Source organism: Rhodococcus sp. NPDC076796, assembly GCF_040702765.1.
Taxonomy (GTDB): domain Bacteria; phylum Actinomycetota; class Actinomycetes; order Mycobacteriales; family Mycobacteriaceae; genus Rhodococcoides.
The window spans coordinates 115,432-136,770 of sequence record NZ_JBFBMS010000004.1; the positions used below are offsets into that span (position 1 = coordinate 115,432).

The following is a 21,339-nucleotide window of genomic DNA, read 5'->3' on the forward strand; positions in this document are numbered from 1 at the left end:
TCGACAACGATTGTCGAATTCGTTCCCAGTTTCTATCGTTCAGGAGAACCCGTGCTCGCCGTCGATGACCTCTGCATCGACGCCGGACGCTCGCGCATCGTCGATCACGTGTCCTTCGAGATACCCGCGGGTCGACGCCTCGGCCTGCTCGGCGCGTCGGGATCGGGAAAGTCGATGATCGCCGCCGCCCTCGTCGGAGCGCTGCCGCCGGGGATCACCTGCACCGGACGCATCGCCGTCGACGGCCAGGACGTCGCCGGAGTTCCGACGCCCCGCCGTCCGCGCACTGCCCGCCCGGCGATGGTGTTCCAGGATTCGGCCACGGCGCTGAACCCGATGGTCACCGTCGGCAGGCAACTCCGCACGCCCGACGCCTCCGCGCTGCTCGAGCGTGTGGGTCTGCGCGACACCGAACGCATATTGGCCTCGCACCCGCTGGAGCTGTCCGGTGGTCAGCGTCAACGCGTCTGTATCGCAGTCGCATTGGCGCGCGAGAGTCCGCTGGTGATCGCGGACGAACCCACGACGGCCCTCGATGTGCTCAGTCAGGCGCGGGTGCTCGACGCTCTCCGTGAGGTGGCCTCGCTGCTGCTGATCACGCACGACATCGCCGTCGCTGCGCAGCTGTGCGACCATCTGATGGTTCTCGACTCGGGCTGCATCGTTGAATCCGGTTCCACAACAGCAATTCTCGACACTCCCGAGTCCGATGTCGTGGTGCGCATGCTCGATCGGGCTCGCGCCGCCGACCCGTTTCGTCAGCTGGTAGCGCGATGACTGCGGGCTTGGTGGCCACGGACATCACGCGCACCTACGTTCGGCACGGCTCGTCTCGCACGGCGCTGGACGCCGTCTCGCTCACGCTACCGCCGGCCGGTCGCATCGCCCTGGTGGGCGAATCCGGTTCGGGGAAGACCACTGTGCTGCGCATACTGCTGGCGCTGGACTCCCCCGATGCGGGAACGGTAGAAGTGGAGGGGCGCACAGTCCGTCCGGGTTCCGCGCGATCGCTGCGGTGGTTTCGCAGACTCGTGCAGTACGTTCCTCAGGATCCCGCGACCAGCCTCGACCCACGCCGCAGTGTCCTGGATCTGGTGGCGACGCCGCTGCGACTTCTCGGCGTCGACGGCGATCATCGAGCCACAGCAGGTGCCGCACTCGCCGCCGTCGGGCTCGACGAGCGCTACCTGCAGCGCCGACCGACGGAACTGTCCGGTGGCCAGAATCAACGCGTCGCCATTGCGCGTGCAGTGGCATGCGAACCGCAGTACCTGCTGGCGGACGAGCCGGTCAGCGGACTTGACCCTGATCTTCGCGAGCAGGTCCTCGCAGTCCTGGCCGGACTGCCGAGCGCATTGCTGATCGTGAGCCACGACCTGTCCGCGGTCGCTCGACTCTGCAGCGACGTATCGGTGATGCACGACGGCCGGATCGTCGAAACCGGCAGCGTACGAGACATTCTCACCGACCCGCAGCACTCCTACACCCGAGACCTGATCGACGCCGTACCCCGGCTTGCACGACCACCACAGGAGATCCATTGACCACCAACATGTTCCGCATCGGCGTCCTGGCAGCGGTGGGCACCCTCACGCTCACCGGCTGCTTTTCTTCGGGCGCTTCCGACGACACCACAGATCGGGCTCGCGTTGCGATGCTGCAACCGCCACGCTCGGGGCTCTCGCAGTTCAGCGACGATGCCTTCAAGCTCTCGCGCTGGTCCACCGCCGAAACCCTCGTTATCCTCGACGATCTCGGGGATGCTCAGCCCGGTTTGGCCACCGCCTGGAACCGCGTGGACGAGCGCACCTGGAGTTTCGACCTCCGACCCGACGTGAGGTTCCACAACGGTGCGCCGCTCGATTCCGCCGCCGTCGTCACCGCACTGACTGCTGCCACTACCGCCGCGCCGAAGCCGCGCATCCTCGACGGCGTCGAGCTGACGGTGACCGCCACCGACGACGACACGGTGGAGGTGGCCACCGAGGACGTCGATCCACTGGTGCCGCAGCGACTCTCGAGCCCGCAGCTCGCCATCCTGGCACCCGCGGCCTACTCCGCAGGCGGCAGCGACCCCGTCGGGACCGGCACCGGACCGTTCGTGTTGACCGGAGTCAACGGCACGTCCAGTGCCACGCTGGACCGTAACGACGACTACTGGGGTGAGCCCGCGAAGCTCGCCGGCATCGACGTCGACTTCGTGCCCGACGGTACGTCCCGCGCAGCAGCGCTTCGCAACGGCACCGCCGATGTGGTGGAGGCGATTCCGGTGTCGCAGGCCGCCAACATCGATCCGTCGCTGGTGCACGAGGTTCCGATGCCGCGTACCAACACCCTGTACCTGAACACGTCGTCCGGCGTGTTCGCGGATCCGGCCATGCGTGCCGCGGCACGAGAGTCGGTGGACAAGGATCGTCTGGTCGAGCAGGTCTACGAGGGCCGCGCTGACGCCGCGAACGGATTGCTCGGCCCCGCGCTGCCGTGGGCAGCGGACCGTCCCGCGCGCACCGAGACACCTGCGGGCGATGCCGCCGGAAAGAAGATCACCCTCGCCACCTTCACCGACCGCGCCGAACTTCCCGAGGTCGCCGTGCTGCTGCAGCAGGAACTCGAGGCCAAGGGCTTCGTCGTCGAGCAGGTGGTGCGCGAATACCAGTTCATCGAAACCGACGCGCTCAGTGGCGCATTCGACGCCTTCATCCTCTCCCGCGCCACCGTCCTCGATTCCGGTGACCCCGTGGCGTACATGTACTCCGACTTCGCCTGCGACGGATCGTTCAACATCTCCCAGTTCTGCGACCCGCAGGTAGACGCGGCATTGGCAGACGCCTCGGCCACCGAACCCGGAGACAATCGCCGCGCCGCGATTCTGGACGCCGAGAAGCTGATCCTGGAGAAGGATGCGGCCGTGCCGATGCTGCACGAACGCGTCATCCAGGGCGAATCCGAAGGCATCACCGGCGTCGCCCGCGATCCCAGGGAACGCACGCTCATCACCAACCAGACCGCTTTCGAGTAAGCAGTGAGAACCACCGCCTCGCGGCTGGTTGCCGTTGCCGGTGTTGTCCTCCTCGTCGGGATGCTGCCGTGGCTGTCGAATCGCGATCCGGCACTGAGCATTCTGCGGGCCCGCTCGGCCGAGCAGGAAGCAACCCCCGAGGCCCTGGCAGCCATTCGCCGCGACCTCGGGCTCGATGCCGGACCGCTGCGGATGTTCTGGGACTGGCTCACCGGCATCGCGTCGGGCAATCCCGGAACATCCTGGAACACAGGTGAACCGGTGCTGCCGGGGGCCCTCGATGCGCTGCTGGTGTCGCTGACGCTGATGGGTTTCGCGATGGTCGTCGCGCTCGCCGCCGCCGCCCTCGTGGTCGTCCCCAGCGTGCGGGCCGGACTCCGGGGCACCCCGAGACGTACCGGGGGCGGCGTCGCCGCAGCGCTCACCTCGATGCCGGAGTTTCTGCTCGCGTCGGTACTCGTCGTTCTCGGTGCCGTGTGGTTGTCGTTTCCGGCCTACGGCTGGAACGGTCCCGAGTACGCGGTGCTGCCTGCACTGGCGCTCGGGTTGCCTGCGGGCGGGCTGATCGGACGTCTGCTCGCCGACGCGATCGCCGTCACCTTCACCGAGGGCTGGGTCATCACGTGGACGGTCGCAGGCTTCTCGCGGCGGCAGATCGCCGGTGCGGTTCTGCGACGCGCCCTCCCCGGGCTCGCCTCGCAGATCGGTCTGGTCATGGTCGCCATGACCGGCGGCGCAGTGGCCGTCGAAAAGGTCTTCGCCATACCAGGATTGGGTCGTACCACTCTCGGCGACGCGCAATCGCAGGATCTCCCCGCTCTGCAGATCGACATCATCTTTCTCCTGGCCGTCAGCGCGGTTCTCGGTATCGCGGCCGAATTGGCCCGACGGCTGCTGCTCGGCAGCGCACTGCACGAGAAGGCGATGCCCATCCCCTCCGGCATCTTCCACCCGTCACCGCGGCGCTGGGTGGTGCCGATCGCTGCGGCGTCGGTCCTACTGGTCATGGTCCTTGCCGGACTCCCGCGAGATGGCCAGGCGACGACGCGGGAGAAGTTCGCAGCCCCGTCATCGGCACACCCCTTCGGTACGGACGCCTCGGGCCGAGATCTGTTGGCCCGCGTCGCCGACGGCGCACTGCGCTCCATCGGGCTCTCACTCGCGGTGACGTTCGCGGCCCTGGTGGTCGGCGTGCTGCTGGGACTGATTCCGCGGGCCTCCCGTGGTCTGGTCGAGGTCACCAATGCAGCGCCGCCCGTCGTCACCGGCATTCTCATCGCGGCGATCTGGGGTCCGAGTGCAGGCGGGGCGGCCGTCGCCGTTCTCATCGTCACGTGGGCTCCGCTCGCCGCGCACACGGCCGCTCTGGTCGAGGAGACTCGTGCTCGGCCGTACATCTCCATTCTGCCGACACTCGGGGCAGGCAATGCGCGAATCCTGTTCGGATCCATCGTGCCCAGCATCGTTCCGGTAGTGCTGCGGCACGCCATGATTCGGCTTCCCGGTGTCGCTCTTGCTCTCGCGGCCCTCGGATTCCTCGGCCTCGGTCCGCAACCCCCCACTGCGGATTGGGGATTGATACTGTCCGACGGGGTCGCCGCCGTCGAGCGGGCACCGTGGGTCACCGCTGCTCCGCTCGCGTCGTTGATCGCACTCGCCGTTCTCGCAGTCTCCCTCGCCGGTGCCACCTCGGGACGCGTGCGCAAGACCGGTAGCGTCATCGAGAAAGTCGACGCAGGAGGGCGCAGTACGTGAGCACGAGGACCGACGGATCGCCGACGCGGTGGCGGTGGTCGTTTCTGGTCGATCTCCGGCGGGCCACCCCCACCGTTCGCTTGCTCGTCCTCACTCAGATGACCTTCAACATCGGCTTTTTCATGGTGTTGCCGTATCTTTCGGTGCATCTGACGAGCGACCTCGGACTCGGTGCCGCGGTCGTCGGAGTGGTCCTCGGAATCAGAACGTTCTCGCAGCAGGGACTGTTCTTCGTCGGTGGCACCCTCGCCGATCGGTGGGGTATCAAGCCGGTCGTTCTCGTCGGTTGTGTTCTTCGGGTGCTGGGATTTGTCGGTCTCGCCTTCGCCGATTCGCTATCTGCCGTGTTGATCGCCACGGTGATGGTGGGATTTGCAGCCGCATTGTTCTCCCCTGCAGTCGAATCCGCAGTGGCGATCGAGGCGGGCAAGAGCGAACGCGACGGCGGACCCACGCGCGTGGAGAGCTTCGCGCTGATGTCGGTGTGCAGCCAGATCGGTTCGTTCACCGGCCCGCTCGTCGGATCGGTGTTGTTGCTCGTCGATTTTCGGATCGCGTGCCTCGTGGCTGCGGCGATCTTCGTCCTGGTCGTTGCCGCCCACGTGCGGTGGTTGCCGCGTGAGCGCGGCGAACATCGCGACGACCCATGGCTCTCGGGCTGGACCGACGTGGTGCGCAACCGGACCTTCGTGCTGTTCGCGGTGGCGATGAGCGCACAATTGGTGGCCTACAACCAGCTGTATCTGCTGCTGCCACTCGAGGTCGAACGGGCCTGGGGTTCGCAGACGGTCCTGGGCTGGTTCTTCGCGATCTCGGCCGTGCTCGTGGTCTCGACGCAGCTGCCGATCACCCGCCGCGTCGCGGGGATATCGCCCCGTGTCACGCTGCCCGTCGGGTTCGCCGTCATGGCAGCATCTTTCGTCCTGGTCGCGGTATTCAGTCCCTTGGAGCTGGAAGGTCTGCTCGGGCTGATCCCCGCTGCGCTCTTCGTGCTGCTGCTCGCCCTGGGGCAGATGATCGCCATGCCCCAGGCTCGGGATCTGGTGCCGCGCATGGCCGCCGAACGCCGACTTGGTTCGTACTACGGCTTCATGGCCTCGCTCGGGGGCATCGGAGTGCTCATCGGATCGACTGCACTCGGTGTGGTGATCGACGCCTCCCCCGACACCGGCTGGGGCGCAGCCATCCCGTGGCTGGTCGCGGCGCTGTTCCCCATCGCCAGTGTCATCGGACTCCGCGTGGTGCTCGCGCGCCTCGACTGACCGACTCCTTCCCCGACCACGCCCCCAATCCCCCGCCGCCGAGCCCTCGCCGCCCCCCGATCCCGCCGCCCCCCATCCCCGCAAACGCGCGCGCGTTTGTCATGCGCGAGCAGATTCGTCTCCGATTCGACGCGATTCCCCGCGCACCTGGCGAATGCGCGCGCATTTGCGACCAGCCGCGGCTACACCCGAATCCCCAGCACCGAAACTCGGCCGTGAACCGAGTGTCATCCCTGTCCTAAGGCAAGAGTCCACACTCCCCCAGGGGGAGGGGTCAGAATATCGACATGAACGGATTGCTGACGATCGGCGAGTTCTCTCGCATCACGCACTTGTCCGTGAAGACACTGCGGCGCTATCACGAGTCGGGGTTGCTCGAACCCGCGACGGTCGACGACTATTCGGGCTACCGGTACTACGCGACGGATCAGGTCGCCACTGCGCAGATCATCAGTCGGTTCCGCAGTATGCAGATGCCGGAGCGCGAAGTACGAGCGATCGTCACCACACCCGATCCCGACGCCCGAGCCCGGTTGATCACCGAGCACCTCACTAGGCTCGAGCGACAATTGGACGACACCCGATCCGCGGTGACTGCCCTGCGCCGGTTGTTGGATCCGACTCCGCCCACCATCGAGGTCCGACGCATACTCACCGAAGAGTGTTCGGTCGCAGCTATTTCCGAGATGGTCGACGCGTCCGAGGTGCTCGGCTGGTACAGCACGGCGATGGCCGAGATCGATTCCGCCGAAGTGCAACCGAACGGCCCTGCGGGTGGGTTGTACGACAACGAGTTGTTCACCGAGGGTCGCGGTGTCATGACGGTGTACGTTCCTACCGCAACTGCGCCGTCCACCAACAGGATTCGTCCGATGACGTTGCACCCCACCGAACTCGCGGTGACGGTTCATCAGGGTCCGCACGACGATATCGACGTCACCTACGGGGCACTCGGGGTATATGTCGAGACCAATGGCCTCGCCATTGCCGGTCCGGTTCGTGAGGTCTACGCCGTCGGGCCGCGTGATACCGAGGATTCGTCCCTGTGGCGCACGGAAATCGGATGGCCGGTGTTCGTTGCTTCGCCGCGAACGCAGTAGTCAGCGTCCCAACTGCCTGCTTGCTCCGTCGATTTCGGCATGACCGCCGATCGTCGCGTTCCGTCCCGCTCGATCCCCGGCCTTTCGGGCTCCTTCCGAATAGCCGGCGTTCGCGCTCTGGCCTCGCCAATGTCCGCGCGCGGTCGAGGTTTGTCGGTAGTAGTCGCGGAGCTCGATCTCTTTGTTGCGCAACACCAGTGCTGTCCCAGCGCCCTGTTGTTCCTGTTCGATGGCCTTGGCCTCGGTGTCCTTCTTCACTTCGCTCAGCCGTTGACCGATGCGCGACGCGAACGCAGTCTGGAAGTTCAGCCTGGCCGTCACGGCAGCGACGGGCACTTCCTCGCGTCGGGTGTAGCGCCGGCGGTTCTTTATCTCGGTGACGGTACGGATGGCCGTCTCGGACCTGTAGGCACCGGACTTGATGTACGCGTCCGACGCTCGCACCATCTGAATCAGCAGGGAGGAGTACAGGGCCTCGGTGGTCTCGATGTCGGAGTCGAAACCGTAGGCGAACACCTGCGTCGACGATCGGGACACATCGCACTGGACGTCGTTGGCGTGCGCGATGGCCACGAACAGATGCACGTAGGTCTTGAGTCCGCGCTTGCCCGGCTCTCCGATGGGGATGACCTTCTGGCTCGGCGTCGCCTGCCGCTCCCTGGACGCACTGTGCGAACGAGCCACCGCCAGATCGACCGACGCCGACGTCGCCAGACGCTGAGCTGCCTCCATGAAGGCCTCGGCTTCGTGTGGGTTGTCGGTGGACTCCGCCTGGCGCAGCAGCCCGCCGATCCGCGTCAGCATCTTGTCCGAACTCATGAGCGAAAGGCTACCGGCCTCCTCCGACACCTTCGGGTTGACCGATTCAGGAATGCAGAAACGACCACTGCGCGGTGCGATGTGTGCCACAGTACCCATCGACATATGTGTCGGGGGGAGCATCACAGCGAGATTCTGCGTGCCCATCTCCGGGCACATACCACCGCGTAGAAGTAAGTGGAGAGAACAATGGCGTCTTTGATCACGAAGGTGGCAGTGGTTGCGACAGCAGCCACGCTGCTGACGCTCACCGGATGTTCGAGCGACAGCGGATCGAGCGGCGATTCGGGCGCAGCGTCCGAAAATGCCGACGGCCGTGGACCTATCACCTATGTAGAGGGACAGGACACCACCGAGACCGGTGTCGTCCAGCAGATCATCGCGGAGTGGAACGCCGCCAACCCCGACGAGCAGGTCACCTTCAAGGAACAGTCCGCCGACGCCGATCAGGCCCACGACGACTTCGTTCAGCAGCTCCAGGCCCAGCAGAGCGACTACGACGTGATGGCGCTCGATGTCGTCTGGACCGCCGAGTTCGCAGCCAAGGGCTGGCTCGTGCCGCTCGAGGGCGAATTCGCACTCGACAACGCAGGCGTTCTGCCCGCGACAGTCGCGAGTGCGACCTACAACGGCACGCAGTACGCCGCACCGAAGAACACCAACGGCGGACTGCTCTACTACCGCAGTGATCTGCTCCCCGAAGCGCCCACCACCTGGGCCGAGCTCACCGAGGATTGCCAGGTCGCCCGGGACAACAACATCGACTGCTACGCAGGGCAATTCGCCCCCTACGAAGGTCTGACGGCCAACGCGTCGGAGATCATCAACGCGCACGGCGGATCCATCGTCGCCGAAGACGGCAAGACCCCCACCGTCGACAGCCCGGAGGCCAAGGCCGGACTGCAGACCCTCGTCACCGCGTTCGAGACGGGCGTCATCCCGGCCCAGGACACCACGTTCAAGGAGTCCGAGAGTCAGCAGGCCTTCCAGGATGGACAGACCTTGTTCCTGCGCAACTGGCCGTACGTCTACGGCACCGCGGCGGAGGAAGGTTCGGCTGTGGCCGGCAAGTACGCGGTCGCACCGCTTCCCGGTGTCACCGGAGTCGGCACCTCGACGCTCGGTGGATACAACGCCGCGATCAGTGCGTACTCCGAGAACAAGGCCACTGCTGCGGACTTCCTGCGATTCCTGCAGGGCGAGCAGGCTCAGCGCATCATCGCCGAGGGCGCTCTGCCGCCCGTGCTTTCGTCGCTGTACGACGATCCCGCACTGATCGCCGCGATGCCGTACCTTCCCGCGTTGAAGGCATCCATCGAGAATGCCGTGCCGCGCCCTGTCACCCCGTTCTACCCGGCCGTCTCGAAGGCTGTGCAGGACAACGTCTCTGCCGCCATCAAGGGCGAGAAGAGCGTGGACCAGGCGATCACGGATATGCAGGCCGGTATCGAAACCGCCGGCGCGAACTGATTTCGGGAGAACCAATGGCTGTACCTGCTGGTGTGACCAGTGGGGCCGGCGCAACCACCGCGGCCGGGGGCTCGTCCCCCGGCCGCGGTCGGCATGTGCGGTCCAAGAACAAGCGCTTCGGCCTGACTCCTGGTCGGGCCTGGCTGCTGATCGCACCGACGCTGGTGATCCTCGCGATCGTCATCGTCTACCCCGTGATTCGGGCCCTGGTGATGTCCTTCTCCAAGGATCCCGGTCTCGATCCCGCGACCGGCATGTTCGTCACCGGTGGGTCTGCCGGCTTCGACAACTACACGCATTGGATTCTCCAGCAGTGCACCTCGGCGTCGGGCACGTCGGTGCCCTGCCCGCCGGGAACTCTCGGGTCTCAGTTCTGGGGCGCGGTCGGCAACACGGCGTTCTTCACCGTCGTGACCGTCTCCATCGAGGTGGTCATCGGCTTCGCGATGGCGGTGATCATGGGCAAGACCTTTGCCGGACGCGCCCTGCTGCGCGCGGCGATCCTGATTCCCTGGGCCATCCCGACGGCTGTCACCGCCAAGCTCTGGTACTTCATCTTCGCGTACGACGGCATCGCCAATCGTATTCTGGGAACGAACATTCTGTGGACCGGCGACGCCTGGCCCGCTCGATTTGCAGTGATCATCGCCGACGTATGGAAGACGACGCCGTTCATGGCGCTGTTGATTCTGGCCGGGCTCCAGATGATTCCCGCCGACGTCTACGAGGCAGCTCGAGTCGACGGGGCTTCGGCGTGGCAGCGATTCACCAAGATCACACTGCCGTTGGTCAAGCCGGCGCTCATGGTGGCAATTCTGTTCCGCACCATGGACGCGCTGCGTATGTACGACCTGCCCGCCATCCTCACCGAGGGCAACCCCGCCACGCGAACCATCTCCATCCTGGTGGTGGAGCAGATCCGGCAGGGATTCAACAGCGCTGCGTCGCTGTCGACCATCTCGTTCGTCATGATCTTCATCGTGGCCTTCATCCTGGTGAAGTTTCTCGGTGCCAATGCCGTTGCCACTCAGGAGAATCAGCGCAAGGGGGCCGGTCGATGAAGCAGGCCCGCATCTATCTCGGTGTCGTCGTCATCCTCGTCTGGGGACTGGCACCGTTCTATTGGATGGTCGTCACCGCGTTCCGAGACCCGCGCTACACCTTCGACACGACGCCGTGGCCGACCCACGTCACGTGGGAGAACTTCGAAAACGCGTTGTCGACGGCGAACGGCAACAATTTCCTGCGTGCGGTGGGCAACAGCCTCATCGTGGGCGGCGCAACCACGTTGATCGCGTTGATCATCGGCATCTTCACCGCGTATGCCCTCTCGCGCATCGACTTTCGCTTCAAGTACGTCGTGACGGGCATCATCCTCGGTGCCTCGATGTTCCCGGTCGTCGCATTGGTGACCCCGCTGTTTCAATTCTTCACCAACATCGGGTGGATCGGCAGCTACCAGGCCATGGTCATCCCCAACATCTCGTTCGTGCTGCCGTTGACGATCTACACCTTGGCGGCGTTCTTCGCCGAATTGCCCTGGGAACTCGAAGAAGCCGCGCGGATCGACGGAGCGGGCCGGTTCCAGGCGTTCCGTTTGGTGATGTTGCCGCTCGCTGCGCCTGCCCTGTTCACCACCGCGATCCTCGCGTTCATCGCAGCAGTGAACGAGTACTTGCTGGCCAGTCAGCTCTCGAGTGACAGGACCGAACCGGTGACCGTGGCCATCGCGCGGTTCACCGGCAACGATCCGCTGGTGGTGCCGTATGCCGCGATCATGGCCGCGGGCACCATCGTTGCAATTCCACTGGTGATCATGGTGCTGCTGTTCCAGCGCCGCATCATCTCCGGCCTCACTGCAGGTGGCGTCAAATCGTGACGGCCCAGGACCATCTGCAATTGCTGGCGGGCATTCTGGGATTCTTCGCCCTCGTTGCCCTGATCGTTGCGGTAGCCGGGATCATCGGAGGTGATCCCGGCGTGCTGCCGTCGGTGACCCTGCTGGGTCTGTTGATCGCACTGTGGTTCACCGTCAAGAAAATTCGCTGAAGCTGCGCGTCGCCACCGAAACCAATTCGGCCAGTGCCGGGTTCATCCTGGCCCGCCAGACCAGGGCCAGCAGCGCGGCGGTGTGCGAGTCCGTGAGGTCCACGGCGACGAGTTTGTCGTCGTAGGACTTCGTCATCGATGCGCTGAGGATCGCCACCCCCAGGCCGCGGGCAGCGAGATCGGCCACGGCGTCGGGGGCGGTGCCCTGCAACGCGATCGACGGCGCGAGTCCTACTCCGGCACAGTCCCGGTCGAACACCGCACGGATGCCGGTGCCGGGGGGAAGGGCGATGATCGGGTGTTCGCACACCTGCGCCAACGTCGCCTCGTCCTGTGCTGCCAGAGGATGCTGCGGTGGAACGGCTGCGACGATGCGCTCGTCGATCACCACCATCGATTCCAATCCGTCCGGGGCCCGAGCTGCGACACCGACGAGTGCGATGTCCAGTTCTCCTGCACGCACATCGGCCACCAAGCGATCCGAATTACCCTCCTGCAGAGCAAGTTCGACGCCAGGGTGCGCCGAATGAAAGCGGGCCAACGCGTCGAACAGTTGTGGGACGGTGCAGGCGGTGACCATCCCGACGCGAAGTGAGCCGCGCAGCAGTCCGGCAACGTCGTCGACGCATTGCCTGACCGAGTCGGCGGCGGACAGCGTCGCACGGGCTTGCGTCAGCGCGGCCTGACCTGCGGTTGTCAATGTTGCTGTGCCACCGGATCTGTCGATCAACTCGGCACCGAGTTCGCGTTCGAGCGCTCGGATCTGGGCGCTGACGCCGGATTGGCTGATGTGCACTCTGGCTGCGGCGCGAGTGAAGTTCGCTTCCTCGGCCACCGCGACGAAGTACTCCAGCTGTCTCAATTCCACTGCTGAACTCCCAGATTCGGGCCCTCACCGGCGTCGAGTCTGGCGATGTTGCGCTTCGGGGCCGTGACGCGGTAGCTGCAGTCGATCAATTCGGCGGCCTCGGCCCAGACGTCGTCGTCGGCGTCGCTCAGGTCGAATCCCACCCAGCCGGCCGGGCCGAGGTAGGCGGGGTGAAAGTACCGGGGTTCGAGTTCGCAGGCGCGCTGCTCCTCGGCGCTCTCGCATTTGACCAGGATCGACAGGTCGTATTGGTCGCCGCCTTTGACACCGCCGCCGAAGTAGACGAACACCGAGGCGGTGCGGAAGGTCGGCCGGCCGTGGGAGATCTTCTCGGACACCTCGGGATAGGCGAACGCCAGCGCGCGAACCCGTTCGAGGACCGGATGCTGGGAGGTGGGATCGATGGCCACGAGCACACGATAGCGCGTGAACTCTAGCTGCGGCTATGAGTAGAACTTCTGATGACCATCGGAATCAACTGTTGGACTTCTGGCCCGGTGCGTTCGAGACTCGATGTCATGACACAGACACCGAAAGAAGTTGCAGCGACCTACTTCGAGGCCTGGAAGAGCAAGGATTTCGACACTCTGGCGTCGATCCTGCACGAGGACGCGACGTTCCGCGGGCCACTGGGCACAGCGGCGAACGGCGCGGAATGTGTGGCCGGATTGAAAGGAATGTCGGAGATCGTCACCGACATCGATATCGCCCATGTCTTCGTGGACGGCCCGAACGTACTGACGTGGTTCGATCTGCACACGTCCATCGCATCCCCGGCAAGCACCGCCAATTGGCAGCGAATCGAGAACGGATCGATCAGAGAAATACGGGTGACATTCGATCCACGAGAAATCACCGCGGCCGGATAGACGAACGCCCGCCGGTACTCAATGTGACGTTCAGTGGCCTTTTTGGGGGTCAATGTCACATCGAGTGGACCGGCGGGCGGCGTTCGCGTCTTGCTGCGGGCCCTATGCGTCGATGATGAACGCTTCGAGTTGTTCGCGAGCGACGTCGTCGGCCAGCTGCTTCGGCGGGCTCTTCATCAGGTAGGCCGAAGCCGGGATGACGGGTCCACCGATGCCGCGGTCCTTGGCGATTTTCGCGGCGCGGACTGCGTCGATGATGACGCCTGCGGAGTTGGGCGAGTCCCATACTTCGAGCTTGTACTCGAGGCTCAGGGGAACGTCACCGAAGGCGCGGCCTTCGAGGCGGACGTAGGCCCACTTGCGGTCGTCGAGCCAGCCGACGTGGTCGGACGGTCCGATGTGGACGTCCTTGGCGTTGAACTCCTTCTGGAGGTTCGACGTGACGGCCTGGGTCTTGGAGATCTTCTTCGACTCGAGGCGGGTGCGCTCGAGCATGTTGAGGAAGTCCATGTTGCCGCCGACGTTGAGCTGCATGGTGCGGTCGAGCTGCACGCCGCGGTCCTCGAAGAGCTTGGCCATGACGCGGTGGGTGATGGTGGCACCGACCTGGCTCTTGATGTCGTCGCCGACGATGGGGACGCCTGCGTCCTCGAACTTCTTGGCCCAGACCGGGTCGCTGGCGATGAAGACGGGCAGCGCGTTGACGAAGGCGACGCCTGCGTCGATGGCGGCCTGTGCGTAGAACTTGTCGGCTTCTTCGGATCCGACGGGGAGGTAGGACACGAGCACGTCCACCTTGGCGTCGCGCAGGGCCTGCGCCACGTCGACGGCGTCGCCGTCGGCCTCGGTGATGGTCTCGCGGTAGTACTTGCCGAGGCCGTCGAGGGTCGGTCCGCGCAGGACGTGGACGTCCTTCGGGGGTACGTCGGCGATCTTTATGGTGTTGTTCTCGCTGGAGAAGATGGCCTCGGAGAGATCGAAGCCGACCTTCTTGGCGTCCACGTCGAACGCGGCGACGAACTCGACGTCGCGGACGTGGTACTTGCCGAACATGACGTGCATGAGGCCGGGGACGGTGGCGTTCTCGTCCGCGTCCTTGTAGTACTCGACACCCTGGACCAGGGATGAGGCGCAGTTGCCCACACCCACAATGGCCACGCGGATTGCGTTGTTGTTCTCACCCATGGTCGGGTTCTCCTTCTGTCTTGACTGTCCTGTTTGGTGCTGTGTGGGACGGTGCTGGGTTGGGTTCGGCCTGCTCGGCTGCGATGACTTCGTTGAGCCAGCGCACCTCGCGTTCGCTCGATTCGAGTCCGAGCTGGTGTAGCTGCCTGGTGTAGCGGTCGAGCGTCCCGTTCGCCTTGGCCACAGCGTCGCGGAGGCCTTCTCGGCGCTCCTCGACCTGGCGACGTCTGCCTTCGAGAATGCGGACTCGAGCTTCCGCAGGGGTCCGACTGAAGAAGGCAAGATGTACGCCGAATCCGTCGTCGGTGTAGTTCTGCGGTCCGGTGTCGGCCACCAGTTCGGCAAATCGTTCCCTGCCGAGCGGGGTGAGCACGTAGACCCGCTTTGCCCGTCTTTTCACGAGCAGTTCGGGACCGGCGTCCTCGGCGATGAGTCCGTCTTCCTGAAGTCGACGGAGTGCCGGGTACAGCGATCCGTACGAAAACGCTCGAAAAGCTCCGAGCAGGCCGGTCAGCCGCTTGCGGAGCTCGTAGCCGTGCATGGGTGATTGGAGAAGCAAACCGAGAATTGCGAGCTCGAGCATGCAACTCCCCCTTCTCTGTTCTTTTTGTGATCACAACACGGCGATGCGATTGACTGCACTATCGAAGAATGTATCGCGCCGATACATTTATTGACAAGCCGGTGCCCGGTTCGTGTCTCTCCTCGATCGAGCGTCGCGCATACTTCTGTGCGATCTCCGTCTCTTGCCGGCTTCCAGGGGCCGACCGTGTCGGCACAGGTGGAGTGTTGTTTGCGGAGGCTCGAACGGGACTTCCTCATTGCCGAGGCGGGGTTCGCAGGTCCGCATCGGAGGGGCCGCACGTACTCTGGTCCTCGTGCGACTTCAGCGACAGGTGGTGGACTACGCCCTTCAGCGTCGGTCGCTGCTGGCCGAGGTCTACTCCGGTAGGACGGGTGTCGCAGCGGTCTGTGATGCAGATCCGTACCTGCTTCGCGCTGCCAAGTTCCATGGACGTGGCAGCGACGTGGTGTGCCCCATCTGCCGCAAGGAGCAGCTCACGCTGGTGTCCTGGGTGTTCGGCGAGAAGCTCGGGGCACTGTCCGGGTCGGCGAGAACGGCGGACGAACTCGTCCGCCTCGCGGCGACCCAGGAGGAGTTCTCGGTCCATGTGGTCGAGGTGTGTAGGTCGTGCAGTTGGAACCACCTCGTCCAGTCCTATGTCCTCGGGGCCGTCCCCGCGCCCAAACAACCCCGTCGTCCGCGATCGGGTTCCCGTCAACCGAACCGTCGAACAGCGAGTGAGTGACACAATCGCTCCGCTGATCCCATCCACCGAGAATTCGACGCGGCCGCCGAAATTACTGGAGATTCGTACGTGAGTTCCCCCTACGACAACAACCCGGGTAGCAACGAACCGGGCCGTAGCGACTCCGGACGGCGTCCCGACGTGCCCGGGCCGCCCCGCGGCAGTCGACATTCCGATCCACCCGGGCGTCGCCCGGTGCCCCCTCCAAGCCAGCGTCCGATGCCGCCGCAGGGCCGTCCTCCGATGCCTCCTCCCGGCCAGCGTCCCGGACCTCCCCCCGGTCAGCGTCCCGGACCTCCTCCAGGGCAGCGTCCGATGCCGCCTCAGGGTCGTCCCCCGATGCCTCCTCCCGGCCAGCGTCCCGGGCCTCCTGCAGGGCAGCGTCCGATGCCGCCGCAGAGCCGACCCGTTCAGGGCAGGCCGCCGATCGATCCCGTCAGTGGACGTCCCGCAGGCGAACGTCCTTACGGCGAGCGTCGGTACGGAGAGCCGCCCATCGCGCCTCCTGTTCGATCCGCCGCCCCGACGGGCGTCACTCGGTCCGGCTCTGTGCCACCACCCCACGAACCGAACGATCCATCAGTTCTCTCCTCGGGCAGCGAACCGCCCGAGCCGCCCGAAAGAGGTCCCGCCGCGAATACGAAGAAGAAGTCCAAGTGGCGGGTCGCTCGACGCACGATGTACGCGTTGATCGCCCTGGGTCTGATCGTGCCGATCCTGGCGTTCATGGTGGCGTACACCGTCGAGGACGTGCCGCGTCCCGGCGATATCAGGACCAACCAGGTCGCCACCATCTTCGCGGCCGACGGCTCGAGTGTGCTCGGCAAGGTGGTGCCACCCGAGGGCAACCGCACCGACGTGACGATCGACCAGATTCCGGAACATGTGCGTAATGCCGTGCTCTCGGCCGAGGACCGCGATTTCTACTCCAATCCCGGATTCTCGGTGACGGGCTTCGGTCGAGCTCTCCGTGACAACGTGCTCGGACGCGACAGCGCAGGCGGCGGTTCGACCATCACCCAGCAATACGTGAAGAACGCGTTGGTCGGCAACGATCGGACGCTGACCCGCAAGATGCGTGAGCTCGTCATCTCCTCGAAGATGGCGCGTCAGTGGTCCAAGGACGACATTCTCGCTGCGTATCTCAACACCATCTACTTCGGCCGCGGTGCGTACGGCATCGCTGCCGCGTCGACGGCGTATTTCGGCAAGTCGGTCGATCAGCTCTCCGTCGAGGAGGGTGCAGTTCTGGCGGCGGTCATCCAGCAGCCCTCCAACCTCGATCCCGAGTTCAACCCCACCGGCGCCCAAGCTCGTTGGGACTACGTGCTCGACGGTATGGTCTCCCAGGGGCAGCTCGACGCGACCCAGCGAGCCGCGATGATGTTCCCGGCGGTGGTCCCTACGTCACAGGTCGATACCGGTGATGCCCAGGATGCCGGGCCGGACGGTCTGATCAAGGCCCAGGTGCTGCGCGAGCTGTCAGCGGTGGGTATCAGTGATCAGGACCTCAACACCGAGGGCCTGCAGATCACGACGACCATCGATCCGAAAGCCCAGGCGGCTGCGGTCGATGCCGTGAACAGCAATCTCGAAGGCGAACCGTCGGAGCTGCGGACGGCCTCGGTGTCCATCGATCCACGTACCGGCGCGGTCCGCTCGTACTACGGCGGCGCGGACGGACGAGGATTCGACTTCGCGCAGTCCGGTTTGCAGACCGGATCCTCGTTCAAGGTGTTCGGTCTGGCCGCTGCGCTGGATCAGGGCATTCCGCTCTCGAAGATGTACGACAGCTCTCCGCTCGACGTCAACGGCATCGAGATCAGCAACGTCGAGGGTGCCTCCTGTGGAACCTGCACCATCGCCGAGGCGCTCAAGCGGTCGCTCAACACGAGCTTCTACCGCATGATGCTCAGCATGGACAACGGCCCGCAGGCCATCGCGGACATGGCCCACACCCTCGGCATCCCGCAGGAGATCGACGGCGTCGGCCCCACCCTGACCGAGCCCGACAACGCAGGCCCCAACTACGGAGTCGTGCTCGGCCAGTACCAATCGCGCGTCCTCGACATGGCTTCGGCCTACGCGACACTGGCTGCGTCCGGCGTTTATCACACTCCGCACTTCGTGCAGAAGGTCGTCACCGCCGACGGCACCGTGCTCCTGGACCGTGCTCCCGAGGCCGGCCAGCAGGTCGTCTCGGCTGCGGTCGCGGACAACGTGACCTCGGCGATGCGTCCGATCGCCGGCTACTCGAACGGTCACAACCTCGCCGGCGGTCGCCAGTCGGCAGCCAAGACCGGTACCGCTCAGCTCGGAGACACCGGCCAGAACAAGGACGCCTGGATGGTCGGTTACACGCCGTCACTGTCCACGGCCGTGTGGGTCGGCACCGAGCAGGGTCTGCCGCTCGAGAACAGCTACGGCGGACCGATCTACGGATCGGGCATACCGTCGGACATCTGGAAAGACACGATGGACGGCACGTTGGAGGGCACCTCGAACGAGACCTTCCCGACGCCGGAGGCCATCGCGGGTCAGGCCGGGGTGCCGCAGTACTCCGCACCGGCCCCGACGGCGACGGTGGCACCGTCGACAGCTCCGCCGCAGGTGACCCTGCCGATTCCGACGGAGATCTCGCCGCCGGTCGTCATCACTCCGCGGCAGGTCGAGATTCTGCCCGGCGTGACCATCCCGCTGCCAGGGCTGGCACCGGCGCAGCCCGCGGCACCTGAACCGGCGGCGCCCGAACCCGCAGCGCCCGAACCAGTGGCGCCCGGGCAGTAACGACTCCAGCGGTGACGACCGAACCCGAGCGCAAGGGTCGAGCAGTGGCCAGCCCAGGTCGCCTCGACTCGGCGAGTGCAGCAGACCGCGATTTACCCAGTCGTACCGATCCGATGACCGAGGAACTGTCCTCGGTCATCGGCGGGCCGGTCGGGAAGCACGCGCTGATCGGTCGGCAGCGCTGGTTCACCGCGCTACGCGTCGTTCTGCTGCTGGCGGTGGTATTCCTGTGCTTCGGTTGGTTCGCCAAGGCTGCCTGCATTCAGCAGGCACCGGTGGGACCGGGCGGCGAGCTCGGACTCGATTGGAGTGGCAGCCGGCAGTACGTGGCGATGTGTTATTCCGACACCGTGCCGCTCTACGGGGCGGAGCGACTCGATCAAGGTGCCTTCCCGTACAAGAAGTCCTGGGAAGAAACCAAGGCCGACGGGTCGAGTCAGATCAGGTACATGGAGTACCCGGTGCTCGCGGGGCTGTACCAGTACGGCTCGATGGTCGTCGGAAAGGCTTGGAACTCACTGAGTTTCCTGCCGCAGGCGTTGCCGGTCGTCGTCTACTTCAACGTGGTCGCCCTGGGATTGGCCGTCGCCTGGTTGGTCACCGTGTGGGCCACCGCCATAGCTGCCGGACGCCGTATCTGGGATGCCGCCCTGGTGGCGGCATCGCCGCTGGTGATCGTGCACGGATTCACCAATTTCGACGCTCTCGCAACGGCTTTCGCGCTCACCGGGTTACTGGCGTGGGCCAAGAAGCGGCCGGTTCTGGCCGGAGTTCTCATCGGTCTCGGCGGTGCCACCAAGCTCTATCCCCTGCTGTTTCTCGGACCCCTGCTGGTGCTGTGCTGGCGCACCGGAAAGATGCGCGAGTGGGGCATCACCGCTTGCGCGGCGCTCGGTGCCTGGCTCGCGGTCAATCTTCCACTCGCGCTGCTGTATCCGTCGGGATGGTACGAGTTCTTCCGGCTCAATTCCGAGCGCGGTGCCGACCCGGATTCGCTGTACAACGTCGTCACCTCGTTCACCGGCTGGACCGGTTTCGACGGCCCCCTCTACCCGGGCGACAAACCGTTGGTTCTCAATGCCGTGACGCTGGTGTTGTTCGCCATCGTGTGTGCGCTGATCGCATACATCGGCACGACGGCACCGACGCGGCCGCGGCTCGCGCAACTGGTCTTCCTGGTGGTCGCCGGGTTCCTGCTCACCAACAAGGTATGGAGCCCGCAGTATTCGCTGTGGCTGGTTCCGCTGGCCGTTCTGGCGCTGCCGCATCGCCGAATTCTGTTGGCGTGGATGACGATCGACGCATTCGTCTGGTTCCCGCGGATGTACTACTACCTGGGTGTGGAGAACAAGGGCCTGCCCGAACAGTGGTTCACCGCGACCGTCGTGGTGCGCGATGTCGCAGTGATCGGGTTGTGCGCGTTGATCGTTCGGCAGATCTACCGCCCGGCCGAGGATCTCATTCGAAACGGCAGCGCCGTCGACCCGCTCGGTGGCGTGCTCGACGGCGCTGCAGATCGGACGACAACTGCCCGCAAGGTCACATATAGCGGCCGAGCTGTTTGACGGCTTCACCGGCGTGCTTGGCCTGGATGCCGTCGCCGATGGCCTGAAGCTTCCATTCACTGCCCTGGCGGTAGACCTTCGCCATCACCAGACCGGTGAACGGCATGCCGCCCTGCAGGGTGAAGCGTGCTAATTCGGTGTTGGTGGTGTTGTCCACCAGACGGCAGAATGCGTTGTCGACCTGCTCGAACGTCTGACCGCGGTACGAGGTGACGGTGAAGATGATGCCGGTCACGTGCTTGGGCACCCGCGTCAGGTCGACCACGATCACCTCGTCGTCGCCCTCGCCCTCACCGGTGAGGTTGTCGCCCTGGTGCACGATCGAGCCGTCCTTGGCCTTGAGCTGCCCGTAGTAGACGACATCGTTGACGTTGCGGTCGGCGAGCATGATCGCCGACGCGTCCAGGTCGATGTTCGCGGCTCGGCCGCCGCCACCGAAGAATCCGCCCTTCTTCGGTGTGGTCACCGGGTCCCAGCCGAGGCCCATGCGGATGACCGTCAGAGCCACGCCGCCGTCCTTGCGGAGGGTGACCTTCTGGCCCTTCGTGAGGCTGACGGGCTTGGACTTGGTGAGGCTGACTTCGGGAGCCTCGGTGCGGACCGGGGCGGCGGGTGGTGCCGGCGGCGCAGCGGGCGGCGGTGGAGTGGCGGGAGCGGGCGGGGGCGTCGGTGCGGGAGCAGGGGCGTCGTCCACGGACACACCGTGGTCCGTCACCAGCGCGGCGAACCCACCCGCGTAGCCCTGCCCGACGGCTCGCACCTTCCAGCTGCCCTGACGGCGGTAGATCTCCAGCGCGATCACGATCGACTCCGAGCTCAAGCCGTCGATCGTGTACTCGTACAACCCATTTCCGCTTGCGTCGCTCACCCGCGCGACGGGAGCGGCGGATCGACCGAAGTTGCTCGACGCGTCGTCGAGGGTGATGACAGCGCGGATCTGCTCGATGTCGGCGGGAACTGCGGCGAGCGACACGGCGAGCCGGGCCGGTCCGCCCTGGCCGGGCTCGAGGCGTACGCCGGGGCCGGTGGGCTGGTTGAAGAACACGAAATCGGCGTCGGTGCGCACTTTTCCGGCGTCGGTGACCAGTAGCGCGGACAGGTCCGCGGGTACGGACAGCGAGATGGAGACGACGACGTCACCGACGGTGAGGGGGCCGTTCTGACCCTTGGACAACGGTTGACCGGCCGGAGCAGACAATGTGATGGACTCTCTCTCGTAGTGCTGGTTACCGTCATCCAATGTACTTGTTCGATTTGTCCGGCTGGTGCGGCTGCGTTTCG

At 65.3% G+C, this 21,339-nt stretch carries 20 protein-coding genes; 14 read left to right on the forward strand and 6 right to left on the reverse strand.

The genetic code is table 11. The features are described 5' to 3' along the window. Positions 1 to 51 precede the first annotated feature (51 nt). From AB0366_RS14465 to AB0366_RS14490, 6 genes are all read left to right on the forward strand, one after another. Positions 52 to 777, forward strand: coding sequence for an ATP-binding cassette domain-containing protein (locus AB0366_RS14465; protein ID WP_366244526.1), 726 nt, complete (start codon positions 52 to 54; stop codon positions 775 to 777). Further along, positions 774 to 1,544, forward strand: coding sequence for an ABC transporter ATP-binding protein (locus AB0366_RS14470; RefSeq protein WP_366244527.1), 771 nt, complete (start codon positions 774 to 776; stop codon positions 1,542 to 1,544). Before AB0366_RS14465 ends, AB0366_RS14470 begins: the two co-directional genes overlap by 4 nt. Further along, entirely contained in the window at positions 1,541 to 3,019 is a 1,479-nt protein-coding gene (locus AB0366_RS14475) for an ABC transporter substrate-binding protein (protein ID WP_366244528.1), read from the forward strand. The genes AB0366_RS14470 and AB0366_RS14475 overlap by 4 nt, the downstream gene beginning before the upstream one ends. A gap of 3 nt (positions 3,020 to 3,022) precedes the next feature. Further along, the gene (locus AB0366_RS14480; RefSeq protein WP_366244529.1) at positions 3,023 to 4,774 is read left to right on the forward strand and encodes an ABC transporter permease subunit; all 1,752 of its coding nucleotides are present in this window, start codon (positions 3,023 to 3,025) and stop codon (positions 4,772 to 4,774) included. Beyond that, positions 4,771 to 6,036 carry an MFS transporter gene (locus AB0366_RS14485; RefSeq protein WP_366244530.1) on the forward strand — a complete coding sequence of 422 codons (1,266 nt, stop codon included), beginning with the start codon at positions 4,771 to 4,773 and terminating at the stop codon, positions 6,034 to 6,036. The genes AB0366_RS14480 and AB0366_RS14485 overlap by 4 nt, the downstream gene beginning before the upstream one ends. A 287-nt stretch (positions 6,037 to 6,323) precedes the next feature. Next, positions 6,324 to 7,136 (forward strand): MerR family transcriptional regulator, encoded by an 813-nt coding sequence (locus tag AB0366_RS14490; RefSeq protein ID WP_366244531.1) that lies wholly within the window; start codon positions 6,324 to 6,326, stop codon positions 7,134 to 7,136. Here the strand turns inward: AB0366_RS14490 and AB0366_RS14495 are convergent, their stop codons facing one another. After that, positions 7,137 to 7,955, reverse strand: coding sequence for a DUF2786 domain-containing protein (locus AB0366_RS14495; RefSeq protein WP_366244533.1), 819 nt, complete (start codon positions 7,953 to 7,955; stop codon positions 7,137 to 7,139). It lies immediately after the preceding gene. A 189-nt stretch (positions 7,956 to 8,144) separates the two neighbouring features. Here AB0366_RS14495 and AB0366_RS14500 point away from each other — a divergent pair, with 189 nt between their 5' ends. The 4 genes from AB0366_RS14500 to AB0366_RS14515 are packed head-to-tail and all read left to right on the forward strand — an operon-like array spanning position 8,145 to position 11,474. Further along, the gene (locus AB0366_RS14500) at positions 8,145 to 9,425 is read left to right on the forward strand and encodes an ABC transporter substrate-binding protein (protein ID WP_366244534.1); all 1,281 of its coding nucleotides are present in this window, start codon (positions 8,145 to 8,147) and stop codon (positions 9,423 to 9,425) included. A 14-nt stretch (positions 9,426 to 9,439) separates the two neighbouring features. Then, complete coding sequence (locus AB0366_RS14505; RefSeq protein ID WP_366244535.1) at positions 9,440 to 10,486, forward strand: sugar ABC transporter permease; 1,047 nt, start codon at positions 9,440 to 9,442, stop codon at positions 10,484 to 10,486. After that, the gene (locus tag AB0366_RS14510; protein ID WP_366244536.1) at positions 10,483 to 11,304 is read left to right on the forward strand and encodes a carbohydrate ABC transporter permease; all 822 of its coding nucleotides are present in this window, start codon (positions 10,483 to 10,485) and stop codon (positions 11,302 to 11,304) included. The genes AB0366_RS14505 and AB0366_RS14510 overlap by 4 nt, the downstream gene beginning before the upstream one ends. Further along, positions 11,301 to 11,474: a hypothetical protein gene (locus AB0366_RS14515; RefSeq protein ID WP_366244537.1), complete on the forward strand. Its 174-nt coding sequence runs from the start codon at positions 11,301 to 11,303 to the stop codon at positions 11,472 to 11,474. Before AB0366_RS14510 ends, AB0366_RS14515 begins: the two co-directional genes overlap by 4 nt. On the opposite strand, the gene AB0366_RS14520 is transcribed toward AB0366_RS14515, so the two are convergent. Beyond that, the gene (locus AB0366_RS14520) at positions 11,458 to 12,342 is read right to left on the reverse strand and encodes a LysR substrate-binding domain-containing protein (protein ID WP_366244539.1); all 885 of its coding nucleotides are present in this window, start codon (positions 12,340 to 12,342) and stop codon (positions 11,458 to 11,460) included. The two genes, AB0366_RS14515 and AB0366_RS14520, sit on opposite strands and share 17 nt — an antisense overlap. Next, entirely contained in the window at positions 12,333 to 12,758 is a 426-nt protein-coding gene (locus AB0366_RS14525) for an MmcQ/YjbR family DNA-binding protein (RefSeq protein ID WP_366244540.1), read from the reverse strand. The genes AB0366_RS14520 and AB0366_RS14525 overlap by 10 nt, the downstream gene beginning before the upstream one ends. A gap of 102 nt (positions 12,759 to 12,860) precedes the next feature. On the opposite strand from AB0366_RS14525, the gene AB0366_RS14530 reads away from it, so the two are divergent. After that, positions 12,861 to 13,211, forward strand: coding sequence for a nuclear transport factor 2 family protein (locus AB0366_RS14530; RefSeq protein WP_366244541.1), 351 nt, complete (start codon positions 12,861 to 12,863; stop codon positions 13,209 to 13,211). 102 nt (positions 13,212 to 13,313) lie between these two features. On the opposite strand, the gene AB0366_RS14535 is transcribed toward AB0366_RS14530, so the two are convergent. Together AB0366_RS14535 and AB0366_RS14540 are read right to left on the reverse strand one after the other, a co-directional pair. Beyond that, entirely contained in the window at positions 13,314 to 14,396 is a 1,083-nt protein-coding gene (locus AB0366_RS14535; protein ID WP_032396939.1) for an inositol-3-phosphate synthase, read from the reverse strand. Continuing rightward, complete coding sequence (locus tag AB0366_RS14540; RefSeq protein WP_121871577.1) at positions 14,389 to 14,979, reverse strand: PadR family transcriptional regulator; 591 nt, start codon at positions 14,977 to 14,979, stop codon at positions 14,389 to 14,391. Before AB0366_RS14540 ends, AB0366_RS14535 begins: the two co-directional genes overlap by 8 nt. A gap of 295 nt (positions 14,980 to 15,274) precedes the next feature. Here AB0366_RS14540 and AB0366_RS14545 point away from each other — a divergent pair, with 295 nt between their 5' ends. The 3 genes from AB0366_RS14545 (at position 15,275) to AB0366_RS14555 (ending at position 20,058) form a co-directional block, all read left to right on the forward strand. Next, complete coding sequence (locus AB0366_RS14545; RefSeq protein WP_170944655.1) at positions 15,275 to 15,706, forward strand: DUF5318 domain-containing protein; 432 nt, start codon at positions 15,275 to 15,277, stop codon at positions 15,704 to 15,706. A gap of 678 nt (positions 15,707 to 16,384) precedes the next feature. Beyond that, positions 16,385 to 18,493, forward strand: a complete 2,109-nt coding sequence (locus AB0366_RS14550; RefSeq protein ID WP_366244937.1) for a transglycosylase domain-containing protein — start codon at positions 16,385 to 16,387, stop codon at positions 18,491 to 18,493. 113 nt (positions 18,494 to 18,606) lie between these two features. Then, positions 18,607 to 20,058, forward strand: coding sequence for a glycosyltransferase 87 family protein (locus AB0366_RS14555; protein WP_366244938.1), 1,452 nt, complete (start codon positions 18,607 to 18,609; stop codon positions 20,056 to 20,058). Here the strand turns inward: AB0366_RS14555 and AB0366_RS14560 are convergent. Beyond that, entirely contained in the window at positions 20,033 to 21,256 is a 1,224-nt protein-coding gene (locus AB0366_RS14560; RefSeq protein ID WP_366244543.1) for a TerD family protein, read from the reverse strand. The genes AB0366_RS14555 and AB0366_RS14560 overlap by 26 nt on opposite strands. Between the last annotated feature and the right edge of the window lie 83 nt (positions 21,257 to 21,339).

Excerpts from the sequence above, each read along its gene's own strand:
- AB0366_RS14470 (WP_366244527.1), top strand. The coding sequence starts at position 774 with ATGACTGCGGGCTTGGTGGCCACGGACATCACGCGCACCTACGTTCGG.
- AB0366_RS14490 (WP_366244531.1), top strand. The coding sequence starts at position 6,324 with ATGAACGGATTGCTGACGATCGGCGAGTTCTCTCGCATCACGCACTTG.
- AB0366_RS14495 (WP_366244533.1), bottom strand. The coding sequence starts at position 7,955 with ATGAGTTCGGACAAGATGCTGACGCGGATCGGCGGGCTGCTGCGCCAG.
- AB0366_RS14500 (WP_366244534.1), top strand. The coding sequence starts at position 8,145 with ATGGCGTCTTTGATCACGAAGGTGGCAGTGGTTGCGACAGCAGCCACG.
- AB0366_RS14505 (WP_366244535.1), top strand. The coding sequence starts at position 9,440 with ATGGCTGTACCTGCTGGTGTGACCAGTGGGGCCGGCGCAACCACCGCG.
- AB0366_RS14510 (WP_366244536.1), top strand. The coding sequence starts at position 10,483 with ATGAAGCAGGCCCGCATCTATCTCGGTGTCGTCGTCATCCTCGTCTGG.
- AB0366_RS14530 (WP_366244541.1), top strand. The coding sequence starts at position 12,861 with ATGACACAGACACCGAAAGAAGTTGCAGCGACCTACTTCGAGGCCTGG.
- AB0366_RS14535 (WP_032396939.1), bottom strand. The coding sequence starts at position 14,396 with ATGGGTGAGAACAACAACGCAATCCGCGTGGCCATTGTGGGTGTGGGC.
- AB0366_RS14540 (WP_121871577.1), bottom strand. The coding sequence starts at position 14,979 with ATGCTCGAGCTCGCAATTCTCGGTTTGCTTCTCCAATCACCCATGCAC.
- AB0366_RS14550 (WP_366244937.1), top strand. The coding sequence starts at position 16,385 with ATGTACGCGTTGATCGCCCTGGGTCTGATCGTGCCGATCCTGGCGTTC.
- AB0366_RS14555 (WP_366244938.1), top strand. The coding sequence starts at position 18,607 with ATGACCGAGGAACTGTCCTCGGTCATCGGCGGGCCGGTCGGGAAGCAC.